The organism is Trabulsiella guamensis ATCC 49490 (genome assembly GCF_000734965.1).
Taxonomy (GTDB): Bacteria; Pseudomonadota; Gammaproteobacteria; order Enterobacterales; family Enterobacteriaceae; genus Trabulsiella; species Trabulsiella guamensis.
This window is the reverse complement of the sequence record NZ_JMTB01000106.1, coordinates 35726-52925: the sequence shown is the minus strand read 5'-3', so window position 1 is coordinate 52925 and position 17200 is coordinate 35726. Positions and strand designations below refer to the sequence as shown.

At 54.5% G+C, this 17200-nt stretch carries 13 protein-coding genes and 1 riboswitch; of the genes, 8 read left to right on the top strand and 5 right to left on the bottom strand.

Features of this window, described 5'->3' with window-relative positions:
- Nucleotides 1–66: 66 nt before the first annotated feature.
- Together murI and btuB are read right to left on the bottom strand one after the other, a co-directional pair.
- Entirely contained in the window at nt 67–918 is an 852-nt protein-coding gene (gene murI / locus GTGU_RS18030; RefSeq protein ID WP_038160320.1) for a glutamate racemase, read from the bottom strand.
- Nucleotides 863–2698 (bottom strand): TonB-dependent vitamin B12 receptor BtuB, encoded by a 1836-nt coding sequence (gene btuB / locus GTGU_RS18025; RefSeq protein ID WP_038160316.1) that lies wholly within the window; start codon nt 2696–2698, stop codon nt 863–865. The genes murI and btuB overlap by 56 nt, the downstream gene beginning before the upstream one ends.
- 66 nt (nt 2699–2764) lie before the next feature.
- Nucleotides 2765–2940: riboswitch (cobalamin riboswitch) on the bottom strand.
- Between the two features lie 101 nt (nt 2941–3041).
- On the opposite strand from btuB, the gene trmA reads away from it, so the two are divergent.
- Entirely contained in the window at nt 3042–4142 is a 1101-nt protein-coding gene (gene trmA, locus GTGU_RS18020) for a tRNA (uridine(54)-C5)-methyltransferase TrmA (RefSeq protein ID WP_038160313.1), read from the top strand.
- A 38-nt stretch (nt 4143–4180) separates the two neighbouring features.
- Here trmA and zapB read toward each other — a convergent pair whose 3' ends face one another.
- Nucleotides 4181–4426 (bottom strand): septal ring assembly protein ZapB, encoded by a 246-nt coding sequence (zapB, locus tag GTGU_RS18015; RefSeq protein WP_156964209.1) that lies wholly within the window; start codon nt 4424–4426, stop codon nt 4181–4183.
- A gap of 456 nt (nt 4427–4882) precedes the next feature.
- Between zapB and GTGU_RS18010 the strand changes: the two genes are divergently transcribed.
- Both GTGU_RS18010 and glpK read left to right on the top strand, forming a co-directional pair.
- Nucleotides 4883–5731, top strand: a complete 849-nt coding sequence (locus GTGU_RS18010; protein WP_038160310.1) for an MIP/aquaporin family protein — start codon at nt 4883–4885, stop codon at nt 5729–5731.
- A gap of 21 nt (nt 5732–5752) precedes the next feature.
- Nucleotides 5753–7258 carry a glycerol kinase GlpK gene (glpK, locus tag GTGU_RS18005; RefSeq protein WP_038160307.1) on the top strand — a complete coding sequence of 502 codons (1506 nt, stop codon included), beginning with the start codon at nt 5753–5755 and terminating at the stop codon, nt 7256–7258.
- Between the two features lie 45 nt (nt 7259–7303).
- Here the strand turns inward: glpK and gltS are convergent, their stop codons facing one another.
- Nucleotides 7304–8506 carry a sodium/glutamate symporter gene (gltS, locus tag GTGU_RS18000; RefSeq protein WP_038160304.1) on the bottom strand — a complete coding sequence of 401 codons (1203 nt, stop codon included), beginning with the start codon at nt 8504–8506 and terminating at the stop codon, nt 7304–7306.
- Nucleotides 8507–8789: 283 nt separating this feature from the next.
- On the opposite strand from gltS, the gene GTGU_RS17995 reads away from it, so the two are divergent.
- The 4 genes from GTGU_RS17995 (at nt 8790) to GTGU_RS17980 (ending at nt 15156) form a co-directional block, all read left to right on the top strand.
- A complete protein-coding gene (locus tag GTGU_RS17995; RefSeq protein WP_038160301.1) occupies nt 8790–10181 on the top strand; it encodes a nucleobase:cation symporter-2 family protein in 1392 nt (463 codons plus the stop codon).
- A 118-nt stretch (nt 10182–10299) separates the two neighbouring features.
- Nucleotides 10300–12018, top strand: a complete 1719-nt coding sequence (locus GTGU_RS17990; protein ID WP_038160298.1) for an AsmA family protein — start codon at nt 10300–10302, stop codon at nt 12016–12018.
- A 177-nt stretch (nt 12019–12195) separates the two neighbouring features.
- Nucleotides 12196–13767, top strand: coding sequence for a PTS transporter subunit EIIC (locus GTGU_RS17985; RefSeq protein WP_038160293.1), 1572 nt, complete (start codon nt 12196–12198; stop codon nt 13765–13767).
- Between the two features lie 12 nt (nt 13768–13779).
- The gene (locus GTGU_RS17980) at nt 13780–15156 is read left to right on the top strand and encodes a family 4 glycosyl hydrolase (protein ID WP_038160291.1); all 1377 of its coding nucleotides are present in this window, start codon (nt 13780–13782) and stop codon (nt 15154–15156) included.
- A 4-nt stretch (nt 15157–15160) separates the two neighbouring features.
- On the opposite strand, the gene GTGU_RS17975 is transcribed toward GTGU_RS17980, so the two are convergent.
- Nucleotides 15161–15901 (bottom strand): MurR/RpiR family transcriptional regulator, encoded by a 741-nt coding sequence (locus GTGU_RS17975; RefSeq protein ID WP_038160288.1) that lies wholly within the window; start codon nt 15899–15901, stop codon nt 15161–15163.
- Between GTGU_RS17975 and GTGU_RS17970 the strand changes: the two genes are divergently transcribed.
- Nucleotides 15834–17189: an MFS transporter gene (locus GTGU_RS17970; RefSeq protein ID WP_342665341.1), complete on the top strand. Its 1356-nt coding sequence runs from the start codon at nt 15834–15836 to the stop codon at nt 17187–17189. The genes GTGU_RS17975 and GTGU_RS17970 overlap by 68 nt on opposite strands.
- Nucleotides 17190–17200: the final 11 nt, after the last annotated feature.

Below are 17200 nucleotides of genomic sequence, written 5' to 3'. Positions count from 1 at the left end.
CTGCGGCGTTGACAAGTCCTCTTTTCAAAAAACTTTTCAACCGCCTTATTTTTGTCCAAAGTGCGATTAAACCGCCAGATTTTCGAGCGTTTCAAAACCGTAACGGCGCAAAACGGGTAAAAGTTGTTCAGTCTCTGGCGTCAGCGCCATACAAAAGGCGATATTGGCTTCTGTGGATTTCGCATCCGGCGCTTCATGCTCCAGTAGCCAGGCCGTTCGACGCGCAATCGCCGCGCCGGAATCCACCAGACGAGTGCCTTCGGGCAGCACCTGCAGCAACTCCTCCTGCAATAACGGGAAATGCGTACAGCCCAGCACGACGGTATCCGGCGGTTCCGGCATCCGCAGCCACGGACGTAAAATGCGGCGCAACTCCTCAAGCGAGACAGGTTTACCGTGTAGCTTGGCTTCAGCCAGCACCACCAGCTCTGCCGACCCCAGCATCTCGATGCGGCATTCATTAGCAAAGCGATCAATCAGCTCGCGGGTATAAGGACGTTTCACCGTCCCCCGCGTCGCCAGCAGCCCGACAATGCCGTTCGCCGTCAGACGCGCCGCCGGTTTGATCGCCGGAACCACACCCACAACCGGGAAAGCAAATTTTTCGCGCAGCGCAGGAAGGGAGACCGTACTGGCGGTATTGCAGGCGATAACTGCGAGGGAAAGTGGGTAACGTTGCTGGACCGCCGTCACGATCTCAACAACGCGCTCGACAATAAAATCTTCGCTCTTCTCACCATAGGGGAAAGCGACGTTGTCGAAAGCATAGATGTAATGCAGATCCGGCAGCAACTGCCGGATTTCATCATAGACCGACAACCCACCGACACCGGAGTCGAAGACCAGCACGGTGGGACGTGGATCAGAAGGTGTAGCTGCCAGACAAGGTGTATTCTCGTCCTGCAGTTTGATAGCCATAAACCGTCTCGTAATCTTTATCGAACAGGTTTGCTATTTTACCACGAACTGTCAGGTGAGAGGTGACCGGATATGAAACTGCGACGTCCCACAAACTTACACCACCCAGTTTGACTTCACGATACGGATACGAACTAAAGTCATCGTCATAGCGCGTGCCAAGGTAGCGATACGCGAGATTCCAATCGAGATCCCATACCTGCCAGTCCAGTTGGTATTTCACCTGTTGTTTAGAGCGACGCTTAAGCACTTCGTTGGTTATCGCATTGCGCGGATCAACATAGTCATAAGAGATTTGATGCGCCAGCGGGCCGGTATCAAACTGCGCCGTGGCTTCGATCCCTTCGATACGCGCTTTGTCGACATTGTAATAACGGTAATTGGCGTCATAGCCAATCAGGTTATCAACATCATTCCGGTACGCGCTGATACGCCAGTTTACTGGCCCCGTCAGACCTTCGAAGCCCCCTTCCCATTGCTTACTCTCTTCCGGCTTAAGATCAGGATTACCATAGTCTGCGCTGTGGATCTGGCTCATGGTCGGCGCTTTGTAGGCAGTACCGTATGATCCGATGATGCGATAGCCTTCGATAAACTCCCAGGCAGCGCTGGTTTGCCAGGTACCGTGGTTGCCAAAGTTAGAGTTATCATCATGGCGGGCCGCCGCTTCCAGCGTCACGCTGTTGAACTGCTGCACCGCAGATAAGAAAACGCCGGTATTACGCTGCTCGTAACCTTTTTCCAGATAACCTGTTCCTGCCTGGGTCTTCTGTTTCTGCCAGTCGAGACCCGCGCTAATATTACCGTGTCCCACGGTGAAGGTATTCAGCCACTGCGTGGTGTACTGCTTCACATCGTCTATGGTGGCGGAATCGGCGTAGCGGCCTTTACTCGGGTCATAGTTAATATCTTTGCTGCGACCATAACCGGCTACCAGTTGAGACTGGTAGATCCCCTGGCTGAATCGCAAACCGGTATCCCAGTTCTGGCTGTAAAGCTGACGCGTGTCCGGCGTGCCATCCGCCGTATAGGAGGGGTAACCGTCATAGGCTGTGCGATTATCATAGCCATAACCACGCACAAACCCGCTCAGATTATCAGTGAGCTGCTGCTCAACGGAACCAAACAGAGACTTACTCATAAAACCATCGCGATCAGGCTGACGCGGCACATCATTCGCACCAATATCAAAACCACGGGTATAGGTATAGTTACCACCCATCGTGATTTTGGTTTTGTCGATTTCATGCTGGAAAGCGCCATCATAGGATTGATAGCCATGAGAGCCCACGCTCGCTGAGATCTCTGCGCCCGGTTTATCACGGCCGGTGATAATATTGATGACACCGCCAATCGCGTCCGAGCCGTAAAGCGCTGAACGTGGGCCACGAATATACTCGATACGTTGAATCAGGGAGACCGGTATCTGGCTCAGGTCAGGCGCATTACTGATCCCGGCATTGTTTAACGGGATCCCGTCAATGAGCACCAGTACATGGCGCGCTTCGGTTCCGCGGATGTAGGTTGAAGACTGCGCCCCCATGCCGCCGCTTTGCGCAATATCTACACCAGGCAGACGCTGCATAATTTCATCAACACTGTTTGCCTGCCAGCGTTCGATATCTTCGCGGGTCACGACGGAAGTTGGTGCCAGGACGGTATTCACAGGTTGTTGAAAACGGTTTGCTGTGACGATCAGCGTGTCAGGGGTGGCATCCTGCGCCCAGACGGAAAAAGCCGTGGCGGACATGGCCGTCCACAGCGATACTTTTTTAATCATTGTAAAAGCATCCACAATATAAGAAGGATGCCGCAGGCCTCATCTATAGCACGCGATGATGAAACCAAATGCGACGTGATCCCGGCAGGTCTTCGGGCTGGGTGGCGTTTTATGGATGAAGACTTCCCGTTTTCACAGTGTCTGTTGCTCTCATCCCGCCAGTCTTTACCGCTGCGCGTCAGCTCCAGATTTGCACTGGATTCCCTTTTCACTCTCAGGAGACCGGAAACAGAATGCTACAATTGCGGCATATAGATGTCCAGACTGCTATTAATGATTATGTCTGGACATCCCCGGCGCAATCCCTACAATCGCCGCGTACTTTTTTGAATCAGGATGCACCATGACCCCCGAACACCTTCCTACCGAGCAATACGACGCGCAGCTGGCTGAGAAAGTCGTCCGCCTGCAAAAAATGATGGCGCCTTTTGACGCACCGGTTCCGGAAGTGTTTCGTTCACCAGTGAGTCATTACCGCATGCGCGCCGAATTCCGCCTGTGGCACGAGGGTGACGACCTGTACCACATCATTTTCGATCAAGAGACAAAATCGCGTATTCGCGTCGACAGCTTCCCGGCGGCCAGCGAGCTTATCAACGCACTGATGACCGCTATTATCGCCGGTGTACGCAACAACCGCGTGCTGCGCCACAAGCTGTTCCAGATTGACTACCTGACCACCCTGAGCAACCAGGCGGTGGTCTCGCTGCTGTATCACAAAAAACTGGACGACGAATGGCGTCACGAGGCCGAAGCGCTGCGCGATGCGCTGCGGGCGCAAAACCTCAACGTGCATCTGATTGGCCGGGCGACAAAAACCAAAATTGCGCTCGATCAGGATTTCATTGATGAGCGTTTGCCGGTCGGCGGGCGCGAAATGATTTATCGTCAGGTGGAAAACAGCTTCACTCAGCCGAATGCGGCCATGAATATCCAGATGCTGGAATGGGCGCTGGATGCGACGAAAGACGCGACGGGCGATCTGCTTGAGCTTTATTGCGGCAACGGGAATTTCTCACTGGCGCTGGCGCGTAATTTTAACCGCGTGCTGGCAACGGAAATCGCCAAACCGTCAGTGGCGGCAGCTCAGTACAACATCGCGGCCAACCACATTGATAACGTGCAGATCATCCGCATGGCGGCAGAAGAGTTTACTCAGGCAATGAATGGCGTACGCGAATTCAACCGTCTTCAGGGGATTGATCTGAAGAGTTATCAGTGCGAGACGATTTTTGTTGATCCCCCGCGCAGCGGACTGGACAGTGAGACGGAGAGGATGGTGCAGGCGTACCCACGTATTCTGTACATTTCCTGTAATCCGGAAACGCTGTGTAAGAATCTGGAAACGTTAGGCCAGACGCATAAAGTGACTCGTCTGGCGCTGTTCGATCAGTTCCCCTACACCCATCATATGGAGTGCGGGGTTCTGCTGGAACGGAAGTAAACGAACGGGCTGGCCCTCAGCAGGAGAGGGCCAGCGCATCAGACTTCTTCCATGCGGCCCAGCAGAGCCTGCAGACGCTCCTGCCAGCCGTTTTGCTGCTCGCGCAGCTGGCTGTTTTCGCGCTCCAGCTCTTCGCGGCCATGCTGAGCAGACTGCACTTCCTGCGCCAGCGAATTATTCTTTTCTTTCAGCTCTTCGATTTCCATCTGTAGTAACGTGATGGTATCAATCGCCTGCTGTACTTTGGCTTCAAGTTTCTCAAACACTTCTAATGACATCGTCATACCTCTCCTGAACTTGCAAGGCGTTGATAGCAACCCAAAGATATCGGGTTTAACTGACTCTCGTCCCGGAACGCCGGTGACGCCTTTACGAAAATAAGCGCATTACAATAATGGCCCCGATTGTATGAAGCCCCGGCGCTGCTGTCCAGCGGCAAGCCGCGCAGATTGCGGTTTGCCAGCATTTTCAGTCTATACCTGGTGCGTTCTGAACAGATAACTCTAAATTGTTAACTCATCCGTTAATGAATTGATTCAGCTCACACTCTGCAAAAAGGTGCTTAAACGCACAAAATGGCGCGTAAACGCTCATTTTATTGACGCAGTACACACATTTTGATTTCGATATTTCTCGTTTTTGCTCGTTAACGATAAATTAACACTATGCCTACATGGCAGCATGGTCGTCTTCGGTCACCATGTACCCTATCATCATCACTACGTCTTCAGGATCTAATTATGAGCCAGACATCAACCTTAAAAGGCCAATGCATCGCGGAGTTCCTCGGTACCGGCTTGTTGATCTTTTTCGGCGTTGGATGTGTCGCGGCGCTGAAAGTAGCCGGCGCCAGCTTCGGGCAGTGGGAAATCAGTATTATCTGGGGTCTGGGGGTGGCCATGGCCATTTACCTGACTGCAGGGGTTTCCGGCGCACATCTGAATCCGGCGGTAACTATCGCGCTGTGGCTGTTTGCCTGCTTTGACGGGCGCAAAGTCGTCCCCTTTATTATTTCGCAAATTGCCGGCGCCTTTTGCGCAGCGGCGTTAGTTTACGGGCTTTACTACAATCTTTTTTACAGCTTCGAAGAGACGCATCATATGGTTCGCGGCAGTGTCGAAAGCCTTGAACTGGCAGGTATTTTCTCCACCTATCCGAATCCACACCTCAATTTTGTGCAGGCATTTGCGGTCGAAATGGTCATTACTGCAGTGCTGATGGGTCTGATTATGGCGCTGACCGACGACGGCAACGGCGTACCGCGCGGCCCGCTGGCACCACTGCTGATTGGCCTGCTGATCGCTGTCATCGGCGCCTCAATGGGTCCGCTGACCGGCTTCGCAATGAACCCGGCGCGTGATTTCGGCCCGAAAGCCTTCGCCTGGTTTGCGGGATGGGGCAACGTCGCCTTTACTGGCGGCAAGGACATCCCCTACTTTCTGGTGCCGCTGTTTGCACCGGTCGTGGGTGCGGCGCTGGGCGCGTTTAGCTATCGTAAACTGATTGGCCGCCATTTACCGTGCGATGAGTGTGAGGTGGTGGAAGAAAAGGAATCCACTTCAACGTCGCAGCAAAAAGCTTCGCTGTAAACTGACTACGGGACAAGAATCATGACTGACAAGAAATATATCGTTGCTCTCGACCAGGGCACCACCAGCTCCCGCGCTGTCGTGATGGATCATGACGCTAATATCATCAGCGTCTCACAGCGCGAATTTGAACAGATCTACCCTAAGCCTGGCTGGGTCGAGCATGACCCGATGGAGATCTGGGCCTCGCAAAGCTCGACGCTGGTCGAAGTGCTGGCAAAAGCCGATATCAGCTCTGATCAGATTGCCGCGATCGGCATCACCAACCAGCGTGAAACTGCCATCGTCTGGGATCGTGAAACCGGCAAGCCAATTTATAACGCCATTGTCTGGCAGTGCCGCCGTACCGCGGACATCTGTGAACAGCTTAAGCGCGACGGCATGGAAGAGTACATCCGCAAGACCACCGGTCTGGTGATCGACCCGTACTTCTCCGGCACCAAAGTGAAGTGGATCCTCGACCATGTCGAAGGCTCCCGTGAGCGAGCGAAACGCGGCGAATTGCTGTTCGGCACCGTCGACACCTGGCTTATCTGGAAAATAACCCAGGGGCGCGTTCACGTCACCGATTACACCAATGCCTCGCGTACCATGCTGTTCAACATCCACGAGCTCGACTGGGACGACAAAATGCTCGATGCGCTGGACATCCCGCGCGCTATGCTGCCGGAAGTGCGCAAATCGTCTGAAGTGTACGGCCAGACCAACATCGGCGGTAAAGGCGGCACGCGTATTCCTATCGCCGGGATCGCCGGTGACCAGCAGGCGGCGCTGTTTGGCCAACTGTGCGTCAAGGAAGGGATGGCAAAAAACACCTACGGCACCGGCTGCTTTATGCTGATGAATACCGGCGAGAAAGCCGTCACGTCGGAGCACGGGTTGCTGACCACCATCGCCTGCGGACCGCGCGGCGAAGTGAATTATGCGCTGGAAGGCGCGGTGTTCATGGCGGGTGCCTCTATCCAGTGGCTGCGTGATGAAATGAAACTCATCAATGATGCCTACGACTCGGAATATTTCGCCACCAAAGTGAACGACACCAATGGCGTATACGTCGTGCCCGCGTTTACCGGGCTCGGCGCGCCGTACTGGGATCCGTATGCCCGCGGCGCCATTTTCGGTCTGACCCGCGGCGTGAATGCCAACCACATCATTCGCGCCACGCTGGAGTCGATTGCTTACCAGACCCGCGACGTGCTGGAAGCGATGCAGGCGGACTCCGGCATTCGTCTGCACGCCCTGCGCGTGGATGGCGGCGCGGTAGCCAATAATTTCCTGATGCAGTTCCAGTCCGACATTCTCGGCGCACGTGTCGAGCGCCCGGAAGTCCGCGAAGTTACTGCGCTGGGTGCGGCCTATCTGGCCGGTCTGGCGGTGGGTTTCTGGCAGAATCTGGATGAGTTGCAGGAAAAAGCGGTCATTGAGCGTGAGTTCCGCCCGGGGATTGAAACCACCGAGCGGAACTACCGTTACAGCGGCTGGAAAAAAGCGGTCAAACGTGCGATGGCGTGGGAAGATCACGACTAAGTTCGTCAGCCGCAGAAGAGAGCCGGGCACGAGCCCGGCTTTTTATTAGCTGAAGATCGGCAGCATCAGATACAGCTTAATCACCAGCGCATTGACGATATCAATAAAGAACGCGCCCACCATCGGCACCACGAGGAAGGCCATGTGTGACGGGCCGAAGCGTTCAGTAATCGCCTGCATGTTGGCAATCGCCGTCGGCGTTGCGCCGAGGCCAAATCCGCAATGCCCCGCCGCCAGCACCGCCGCATCGTAGTTTTTGCCCATCATGCGCCAGGTGACGAACATCGCATACAGCGCCATCGCCAGCGTCTGCACCACCAGAATCACCAGCATTGGCAGCGCGAGCGATGCCAGTTCCCACAGCTTCAGGCTCATCAGCGCCATGGCCAGGAACAACGACAACGAGACGTTGCCCAGCACAGAAACCGCACGCTCAAACACACGGTAAAAACCCAGCAGCGCCAGACCATTACTCAGGATCACGCCGATGAACAACACGCAGACAAATACCGGCAGTTCAAACGCGGTGCCTGCCAACAGTTGCGCAACCACGCGACCCACGGTCAGGCAGATGGCAATCAGCGCGATGGTTTCAATCAGCACCAGCGAGGTGATGACGCGCCCGACGTCCGGCTTCTCAAACGCGGTGGGAACTTCCTGATCGTCCGGCGTTCCATCAGGGGTCGACGAGTGTTTAACCAGATAGCGCGCCACCGGCCCGCCAATCAGGCCACCCAGCACCAGCCCAAACGTTGCACAGGCCATCGCGACTTCGGTGGCGTTGGCAAAACCGTAGCGTTCAACAAACAGTTTGCTCCACGCCGCCCCGGTACCATGGCCGCCAGACAGGGTGATCGACCCTGCCAGCAGTCCCATCAGCGGATCAAGCCCCAGCACTTTAGCCATTCCGATGCCAATCGCGTTCTGCATCACAAGCAAACCCACCACGACTATCAAAAATGTACCGAGCACTTTTCCGCCCAGCCGCAGGCTGGCAAGGTTGGCGTTAAGACCGATGGTAGCGAAGAATGCCAACATCAGCGGGTCTTTCAGGCTCATATCGAAATCAATTTCGATATCCATGCTTTTTTTCAGTACCAACAATGCCAGCGCCGTTAACAGACCGCCCGCGACAGGTTCAGGAATGGTGTATTTTTTCAAAAGGGGGACAGTATGGACCAGTTTGCGCCCCAGCAGCAGCACCAGCGTGGCGGCCACGAGCGTCGATAAGGTATCGAGGTGAAACATAAAAAGCTCCTTATTAGCGCATGATCCATTCACACGCGATGTATTGTTCCTGTGCCGATTAATCTCTTCATGAGGAATCAGGAGTCGGATTTTAATCAAAAAATGGGCGGAAATTACAGAAAAATGGTTATCAACAGGCATTTTCAACTGAAAAACCCACTTTAGTGAAATATACAGGCAGTTTTACGCGGTTGCGTAAATTTTTCCGCCAGCACTAGCAAACGTTTGCTTTTGCCATCCAGTTCGATAAAATCCCCACTTTTCCACCACGGGACAGCCTCAGATGTCTGTTAACACCCTCGAGTCAGAAAGTGCGCAACCGGTTGCGCAGACTCAACCCAGCGAATTAATCTATCGCCTCGAAGATCGACCGCCCCTGCCACAAACCCTTTTCGCCGCGTTCCAGCATCTGCTGGCGATGTTTGTTGCGGTGATTACCCCGGCGCTGTTGATCTGTCAGGCGCTGGGTTTACCGGCTGAAGATACGCAGCACATTATCAGTATGTCGCTGTTCGCTTCCGGTGTGGCATCCATCATTCAGATTAAGGCCTGGGGTCCGGTGGGGTCCGGTCTGCTCTCTATTCAGGGAACCAGCTTCAACTTTGTCGCGCCGCTGATCATGGGCGGTACTGCGTTAAAAACCGGCGGTGCCGATGTCCCGACCATGATGGCGGCGCTGTTCGGCACGCTGATGCTCGCCAGCTGTACGGAAATGGTGCTGTCCCGCGTACTGCATCTGGCGCGCCGCATCATTACGCCGCTGGTCTCGGGCGTAGTGGTGATGATTATCGGTCTGTCGCTGATTCAGGTTGGCCTGACTTCCATCGGTGGCGGCTACGCGGCGATGAACGACCACACTTTCGGCGCACCGAAAAACCTGCTGCTGGCCGGTATCGTACTGGTACTGATCATCATTCTGAACCGCCAGCGTAACCCGTACCTGCGCATTGCATCACTGGTCATCGCCATGGCGGCGGGGTATCTGGCGGCATGGGCGTTAGACATGCTGCCCGCAAATACCGCGCCAACCAACAACGATCTGATTATGGTGCCAACGCCGCTTTATTACGGTCTGGGTATCGACTGGAGTCTGCTGCTGCCGCTAATGCTGGTCTTTATGATCACCTCGCTGGAAACCATCGGTGATATTACCGCCACCTCTGACGTTTCCGAGCAGCCCGTTTCCGGGGCGGTGTATATGAAGCGCCTGAAAGGCGGTGTGCTGGCGAACGGTCTGAACTCTTTTGTCTCTGCGGTATTCAACACCTTCCCGAACTCCTGCTTCGGGCAGAACAACGGCGTGATCCAGCTGACCGGCGTTGCCAGCCGCTACGTGGGTTTCGTCGTGGCGCTGATGCTGATCCTGCTCGGCCTGTTCCCGGCGGTCAGTGGCTTCGTGCAGCATATTCCTGAGCCGGTTCTGGGCGGCGCGACACTGGTCATGTTCGGCACCATCGCCGCTTCCGGCGTACGCATCGTCTCCCGCGAACCACTGAACCGCCGTGCGATCCTGATTATCGCCCTGTCGCTAGCCGTGGGTCTCGGCGTCTCTCAGCAGCCGCTGATCCTGCAGTTTGCGCCGGACTGGCTGAAAAACCTGCTCTCCTCGGGTATCGCCGCAGGCGGTATCACCGCGATTGTTCTGAATCTGGTTTTCCCGCCAGAGAAAGAGTAATCCCCGCACGACAGCGGCCAGGCCGCTGTCGTGACATCGAAATACACGATTCCCTCCTTGAGCATTGCGCATAATTCGTGCATAACTCTCTTATGTGCACTTCTCAGGATGGAAGCCCATGAAATTTATCGGGAAGCTGGTTCTCTGGCTGCTGATCGCCCTCCTGGTGGTGATCCTCGCCTTCTATTTTCTGCTCCAGACGCAGTGGGGCGCGCGACAGGTCAGCGGCTGGATCACTGACCACACCCGCTATCGCCTCTCCTTCGATGCGATCGATCATCGCTTCTCGTCGCCTGCGCATATTTTGCTGAAAAACGTCACCTTTGGTCGCGACGACAAGCCGGCAACCCTGGTGGCGAAAGCTGTAGATATCGGCCTCAGTAGCCGCCAGCTCACCGACCCGCTGCACGCCGACACGATCCTGTTGCAGGACGGTACGCTGAATCTCTCGCCGTCGACAGCGCCGTTTCCTTTCGAGGCTGATCGCCTGCAACTCAGCAATATGGCCTTTAACAGTCCGCAAACGAACTGGGACCTGAGCGCCCAGCGTGTTACCGGCGGCGTCAGCCCGTGGTTGCCGGAAGCGGGTAACGTATTAGGTAAGAAAGCAGCGATCCAGATGAGCGCCGGTTCGATGACGCTAAACGGCGTTCCTGCCAGCAACGTGCTGATTCAGGGCACTCTCGACAATGGTGTTGTCTCGCTCGATACCCTCGGCGCCGACATGGCGCGCGGGTCGCTGACCGGCAAAGCGCGCCGCGAAGCGGACGGCAGTTGGGTGATTGATAACCTGCGGCTGGACGAAATCCGTCTGCAAAGCGATAAATCGCTGGCTGATTTTTTCTCGCCCCTCACCACGGTACCATCGCTGCAAATTGGTCGTATCGACGTGACCGATGCGCGTCTGCAGGGGCCAGACTGGGCGGTGACTGATCTGGACATGAGTTTGCGCAACCTGACGCTCAGCAACGGCGGCTGGCAGAGCCAGGACGGTAACCTGTCGATGAACGCCAGCGAGTTTATCTGGGGCAGCATCCATCTTTTCGATCCCATCCTTAATGGCGAATTTTCTCCGCAGGGCATCGCGCTGCGTCAGTTCACCTCCCGCTGGGAAAGTGGCCTGTTACGCACCTCCGGCAACTGGCAGCGCAGCGATAACGCGCTGGTACTCGATGACCTCGCCATTGCTGGTCTGGAATATACGTTACCGAAAAACTGGAAACAGCTGTGGATGGAACCCATGCCGACATGGCTGAGCAATCTGACGCTGAAAAAAGTGAGCGCCAGCCGCAACCTGGTGATCGACGTTGATCCCGCATTTCCGTGGCAGATCACTTCGCTGGACGGTTATGGCAGCAATCTGCAACTGCTGAAGGATCGCCAGTGGGGCGTGTGGAATGGCAACGCCACGCTGAATGGCGCGCTGGCGACGTTTAATCGCGTTGATGTGCGTCGCCCGTCAATGACGCTAACGGCGAATGCGTCAACGGTCAATATCAGTGAGCTGAGCGCGTTTACCGAAAAAGGGATTCTGGAAGCGACAGCGACCGTTTCTCAGCTCCCGCAACGGCAAGTCAACGTGAGCCTGAACGGACGCGGCGTGCCGCTGAATGTATTGCAGCCGTGGGGCTGGCCAGCGCTGCCGATCACTGGTGACGGCAATCTCCAGCTCACTGCCAGTGGCAGCGTGCAGGCGACAGCACCGCTTAAACCCACCGTCAGTGGCCAGCTTAGCGCAGAGAACATGAACCACCAGAAAGCCAGCCAGACAATGCATAACGGCGAAGTCGTCACCGCTGCGCCACAGCCAGCACCTGAAACACCTGCCGCACCATAATCTCCCGCCCCTGACCTGGTCAGGGGCATTTCTTTCCCATGAAACCTGTTCGCATTTTGTGACTGTTTGTACCTATTTCTTGCAACAGGTTCCGGTTCGCTTGCGTAGTTGATATAACACGTTAACTGGAAGAGCACGTAATAAATAAAAATTCCCTTTAAATAAGGTACAACTACTATGTCTGGGATACGTCAACGTATTCTGGAGAACATGCAAAAATTCTCCAGAGCCATGATCGGCGCAGTCTTGTTTTTACCTGTTATTGGTTTAATTCTGGCATTGAGTTCAATATTAACGAACCCGACGCTCATTTCAGAAACGAATTTTTTACATCAAATCGGCCAGCTGTTGGGGGACACGTTCTGGCCGTTATTTGGTAATTTAGGATTATTGTTTTGCGTGGGTATTAGTTACGGTTTAGCGAAGGATAAAAAAACAGAAGTCGCACTGGTGGCGGTGATGTGTTTTATTATGTTCCTCGGCGCTAACCATTCCTGGCTGGAATATACCAACGGTATCGCTGAAAAAATTAATGGCGAATATTACGGTACCGGGCAAACACAAATTCTGGGATTTGTGGTCGTCGATATGGGCGTATTCCTCGGTATTATTCTTGGCTGCACCATTGCATGGGTGCATAACAAAGTCACCGGCATCGAACTGCCTGGCGCACTGTCCATGTATGGCGGCGCGAAGCTGACACTGATTGCCATGACCCCGGTGATCATCCTCTACGCCATGGCTTTTACCTGGATCTGGCCGTTCATCACTCATGGTATTGCTGCGTTAACCGGTTTCATGAAAAACGCGGGCGTGGCGGGTGTGTTCGTCTACGGCTTCTTCGAAAAATTCCTCATCCCCACCGGGTTACACCATTTCGTCTGGTCGCCGTTCCAGCTCACGCAAATTGGCGGCACGCTGAGCGTTGACGGGCAAACGGTCTCCGGGACCCAGGCGATTTTCCTCGCCTATATGCGCCACCCGGACCTGACGCCGGTGATGAACGAAGCGCTGCGCTTCTCACAGCAGGGCATGACCACTATCTTCGGTCTGGCCGGTGCGGCGCTGGCGTTCTATCACACCGCGAAACCGGAGAAAAAAGTGCTGGCGAAGGCGATTCTTTTGCCTGCCATCATTACCTCCATGCTGACCGGGATCACGGAGCCGATTGAATTTACTTTCCTGTTTATTTCGCCGCTGTTGTGGGTGATCCACGCGACACTGACCGCGGCGTCACAGGCGATTTGCGACATATTCACCGTTCGTCCGTGGGGTGCGTCGGGCTTAATTGAATTCCTGATCTATAACCTGCCGCTACCAGTCTCCCTGACCCGCTGGCCGATGTATGTGGTCATTGGTGTCGGTCAGTTCGCAGCGTATTACCTTATTTTCCGCACGCTGGTTGTCAAACTGAAACTGAAAACACCAGGTCGTGAAGATGACGACGACGTGAAGTTATACAGCAAAGAAGATTACCGGCAGAAAATTAAACAGAATGCGCAAACCAGTAATACCACCACCGATGAAATTATCCGTGGGCTGGGCGGTAAAGAAAATATTATCTCCATCGACAACTGTTTTACCCGCTTACGGGTGGCGGTACACAACCCTGATATTGTTGACGATGCAGTTTTAAAAAGTACCGGCGCCAATGGTGTGGTGCATAACCGAAATGAAGTACAAGTTATTTATGGCGTCAGGGTTGGGCAAGTTCGCTCCAGCGTTGACACCTGGCTGGCAAATAATTAAGTGGGAGACGTTATGAAATTAACCGTAATAGGTGGCGGCGGCGTCCGTTCAGCATTCCTGGCGAAATCGCTGGCGTACAACGCACATCGCATCGGCTTACAGGAGGTGGTTTTTCTCGACAGTTCTGCGGAAAATCTGACGCTTTTCGGTGAAATCGCGCGCTATGTGTTTAATACCATTCGGCCAGATATCCATTTCTCTCTGACGACCGACCCCGTCGCGGCGCTGAAAAGCGCCAATTATGTGATTACCACGCTGCGCGTCGGCGGTGATGCAAGCCGCATTCGTGATGAACGCATCGCCCTTGAACACAACACCCTGGGTCAGGAAACCACCGGCGCAGGTGGTTTCGCCATGGCGATGCGCTCCATTCCCGCCATTCTGAACTACTGCCAGTTGATTGAAGAGCATGCTGCCAGGGATGCCATTCTGTTCAACTTCACCAACCCGTCAGGGCTGGTGACGGAAGCGATCATCAAGTCTGGCTTCAAACGCCGGGTGTACGGCATCTGCGATGCGCCATCAGAACTCATTCGCGAGCTACCTTCGATTCTGGGCTGCGACCCGCAGGATCTGAAAGTCGAGTGCTATGGGCTGAATCATTTTTCCTGGTTTACCCATTTCACCGTGCAGGGCGAAGACGTCACCGACCGGTTAATTAATAACCCTGACCTGTACCTTAAAACCGCCATGCAGTACTTCTCGCCGGAACTGGTACAGCTGTGCGATAAACAGTTGCTGAATGAATACCTCTATTACTACTACTATCGGGAAGTGGCACTGAAAGCGATTCAGGACGCGCCGGAAACCCGTGGCGAGCAGATCGCCAGCATCAACCAGGATATGCGCAAGGAACTGGCAGGTGTTAACGTGCGCGAAACCCCGGAAGCGGCATTTGATATCTGGATGAAGCACTATCTGCGCCGTGAAAACAGCTACATGCAAAGCGAGTCGCATCAGGAGAAATTCAACACTCGCGAGCCGCTGACGCTGCAGCAGTTTATTGAAGAGCCGGATACCGGCGGATACGCAGGCGTGGCGCTCGATATTCTTGAGGCGGTCAACAGCAACACCACGAAACGTATTGTGGTCTCGCTCGCCAACAACGGCACGCTGGATTTCCTACAGCCGGACGACGTGATTGAAATCAGCTGTGATCTCAGCAAAACGGGACTGAAGCCGGTCACACCGCAGCACGTCCCGACCGCGCAGAAGAATATGATTTCCTGTGTCAAAGAGTATGAGCGTCTGGCGGTGGCGGCCATCCTTAACCGCGACCGCACGCTGGCGGTGCGCGCGTTAATGGCGCATCCGTTAGTGGGCTCATGGTCACTGGCGCAAAAACTGGTCACGGCGTATCTCGACGATACGCATTGCAAAGACTGGTAAGGGTTTATTCGGGGGTATCGGTAGATGCCCCCGACGCGGTCTGTCTGAACCACAGTTTAAGCAGATGCTCAAAGCCTAAAATGCAGTAACCGAAGAACGGGTTGCTCCAGTAAATATCGTCATCGTATTTTTGCGGGTCGTGAATAATAAAGGAGGTATCTGCCGCCTGGGCTAACGGGCTTTTATAATCACCGGTAAAGCAAATGAGATCGATGTCTTTGCCTTCCAGTGCCTTAACCCAATTTAACGCCGAGCTGCTACGGCCAGATTTAGACACAATCCAGATCGCATCAAATTTCGTTGCTGTTTTTTGTTCGAGTATTTCATAGTCCGGCCATAACGCCAGACTGGCATTAACGCCAATCACCAGGAACTTATTATAAATATACTGTGCAATAAGCTGTGAAAACCCGCTGCCATGGATCAGAATGCGATGATGCTGTAATCCATTGAGCAGCGGGGTCAGTTGCTCTGCGGGCTGAATCTTCATGAAATCAACGTCATTGGTGACGTCCAGCTTGGGCATCGTGATATTAAACTTAATGAAATAGACCAGCTCCAGCCAACCGCTGAATTTCAGCTTTTTCGCCAGACGCACCAGTGAGGAAGGATTACTGTAACAGCGCTCCGCGACGGCACGAATTCCGTCACGAATACATTGTTCCGGATCGTTCTGAATGGTCCGCAAAACGGTTATTTCAGTTTTGCTTAGTTTCACATCGCGAAAAATATTTTCCAGTTCCATGCAACACCCCCGAATAATGAAAAAGGACTGTAACAGACATGTGGATTTCAGTATGTGTATTCTTTCACTTTTCCGGAATAATAATGCCATGAAAAGGAATTTGTCTTTACTGGCGATGGTGTTTTTCTTATGGGGGAATATTACCGCCATTAACAGCACCATCATCCTTTTCTTTTATCATTACTTCCAGATTAGCTGGCAGCAGGCGATGCTCATCACCGTCCTGTTTTATATCGCCCCGTTTATCAGCTGCCTGCCCTGCTCCGTGCTGATTGCCCACTGGGGCTATCGGCGCGTGCTGCAATTTTCATTACTGTTGAGCACCGCTGGCTGCCTGTTGCTCGCGGCGGCGATCAGCATGAATACCTTTTATGGATCGCTGCCAGGAATGTTCATTGTCGCAACAGGCGTGGCCGCCATGCAGGTGGTCGCTAACCCGTACCTGTCGCTGCTTAGCCCGGCTGACCGGCGGGTGAGTAACCTGAGCCTCGCCTCAGCGGTCAATTCGCTGGGCACCACGCTGGCACCGGTGTTTCTTGCACTGCTGTTGAAGCTGTACCCTGCCGATCCTTATCTTCACCAGGAGCCGGTCAGCGGACTGTGGTTCATGCTGGCGCTAGCCTCGATCGCCTTGCTTATCGGAAGCATCATCATTCGCCTGCCAGATGTCCCCCGCCCACCGCTGGCAGCACTGCGTTTTTCCAGCCTTCGCCAGCAACCGCAGCCGTTGCTGAGCATCGCCGCCATTTTTATTTACGTCGGCGTGGAAGTGGCGATTGCAACGAGCCTCGTCCAGTACCTGACGCTCTCCGCTGGCTGGTCGCCGGAAACCGCCATGTCGCTGGTCTCGCTCTACTGGGGCGGCGCGCTGGTCGGGCGACTGCTGTTTGGTCTGTTTGCCAGCAACGCCCATAACGCCACCGTATTTCGAACCGCAACCCTGCTGGGTGTGTTGCTGGTTGCGCTGGCGACAGGGCTCAACAATGCCGCTGGCGGGTGGCTGTTACTACTCACCGGCCTCGGCAACTCGGTGATGTACCCGATTATTTTTGGTCACACCCTCAGTCAGTATCCGCAACAGGCAAACCTGCTGGCGGCCGCGATGGTCATGGCAGGCATTGGCGGGGCGATCATTCCCTGGTTGCAGGCAGTGATCATTGATTACGTCAGCCTTCACCTGAGCTTTCTGCTGCCGATGGCGCTCTATGCGCTGCTTGCGGTGTGGGGCAGGATCGCCTTTGCGAAAGAGAAAAACGGCGTTACGCCCGATCGCTACCCTCTCCCCTGAAGGAGAGGGCA

What these genes read in the sequence shown, in the direction of transcription:
- murI (WP_038160320.1), bottom strand. Translation starts at nt 918, where the DNA reads ATGGCTATCAAACTGCAGGACGAGAATACACCTTGTCTGGCAGCTACA.
- btuB (WP_038160316.1), bottom strand. Translation starts at nt 2,698, where the DNA reads ATGATTAAAAAAGTATCGCTGTGGACGGCCATGTCCGCCACGGCTTTT.
- trmA (WP_038160313.1), top strand. Translation starts at nt 3,042, where the DNA reads ATGACCCCCGAACACCTTCCTACCGAGCAATACGACGCGCAGCTGGCT.
- zapB (WP_156964209.1), bottom strand. Translation starts at nt 4,426, where the DNA reads ATGACGATGTCATTAGAAGTGTTTGAGAAACTTGAAGCCAAAGTACAG.
- GTGU_RS18010 (WP_038160310.1), top strand. Translation starts at nt 4,883, where the DNA reads ATGAGCCAGACATCAACCTTAAAAGGCCAATGCATCGCGGAGTTCCTC.
- glpK (WP_038160307.1), top strand. Translation starts at nt 5,753, where the DNA reads ATGACTGACAAGAAATATATCGTTGCTCTCGACCAGGGCACCACCAGC.
- gltS (WP_038160304.1), bottom strand. Translation starts at nt 8,506, where the DNA reads ATGTTTCACCTCGATACCTTATCGACGCTCGTGGCCGCCACGCTGGTG.
- GTGU_RS17995 (WP_038160301.1), top strand. Translation starts at nt 8,790, where the DNA reads ATGTCTGTTAACACCCTCGAGTCAGAAAGTGCGCAACCGGTTGCGCAG.
- GTGU_RS17990 (WP_038160298.1), top strand. Translation starts at nt 10,300, where the DNA reads ATGAAATTTATCGGGAAGCTGGTTCTCTGGCTGCTGATCGCCCTCCTG.
- GTGU_RS17985 (WP_038160293.1), top strand. Translation starts at nt 12,196, where the DNA reads ATGTCTGGGATACGTCAACGTATTCTGGAGAACATGCAAAAATTCTCC.
- GTGU_RS17980 (WP_038160291.1), top strand. Translation starts at nt 13,780, where the DNA reads ATGAAATTAACCGTAATAGGTGGCGGCGGCGTCCGTTCAGCATTCCTG.
- GTGU_RS17970 (WP_342665341.1), top strand. Translation starts at nt 15,834, where the DNA reads ATGGTCCGCAAAACGGTTATTTCAGTTTTGCTTAGTTTCACATCGCGA.
- GTGU_RS17975 (WP_038160288.1), bottom strand. Translation starts at nt 15,901, where the DNA reads ATGGAACTGGAAAATATTTTTCGCGATGTGAAACTAAGCAAAACTGAA.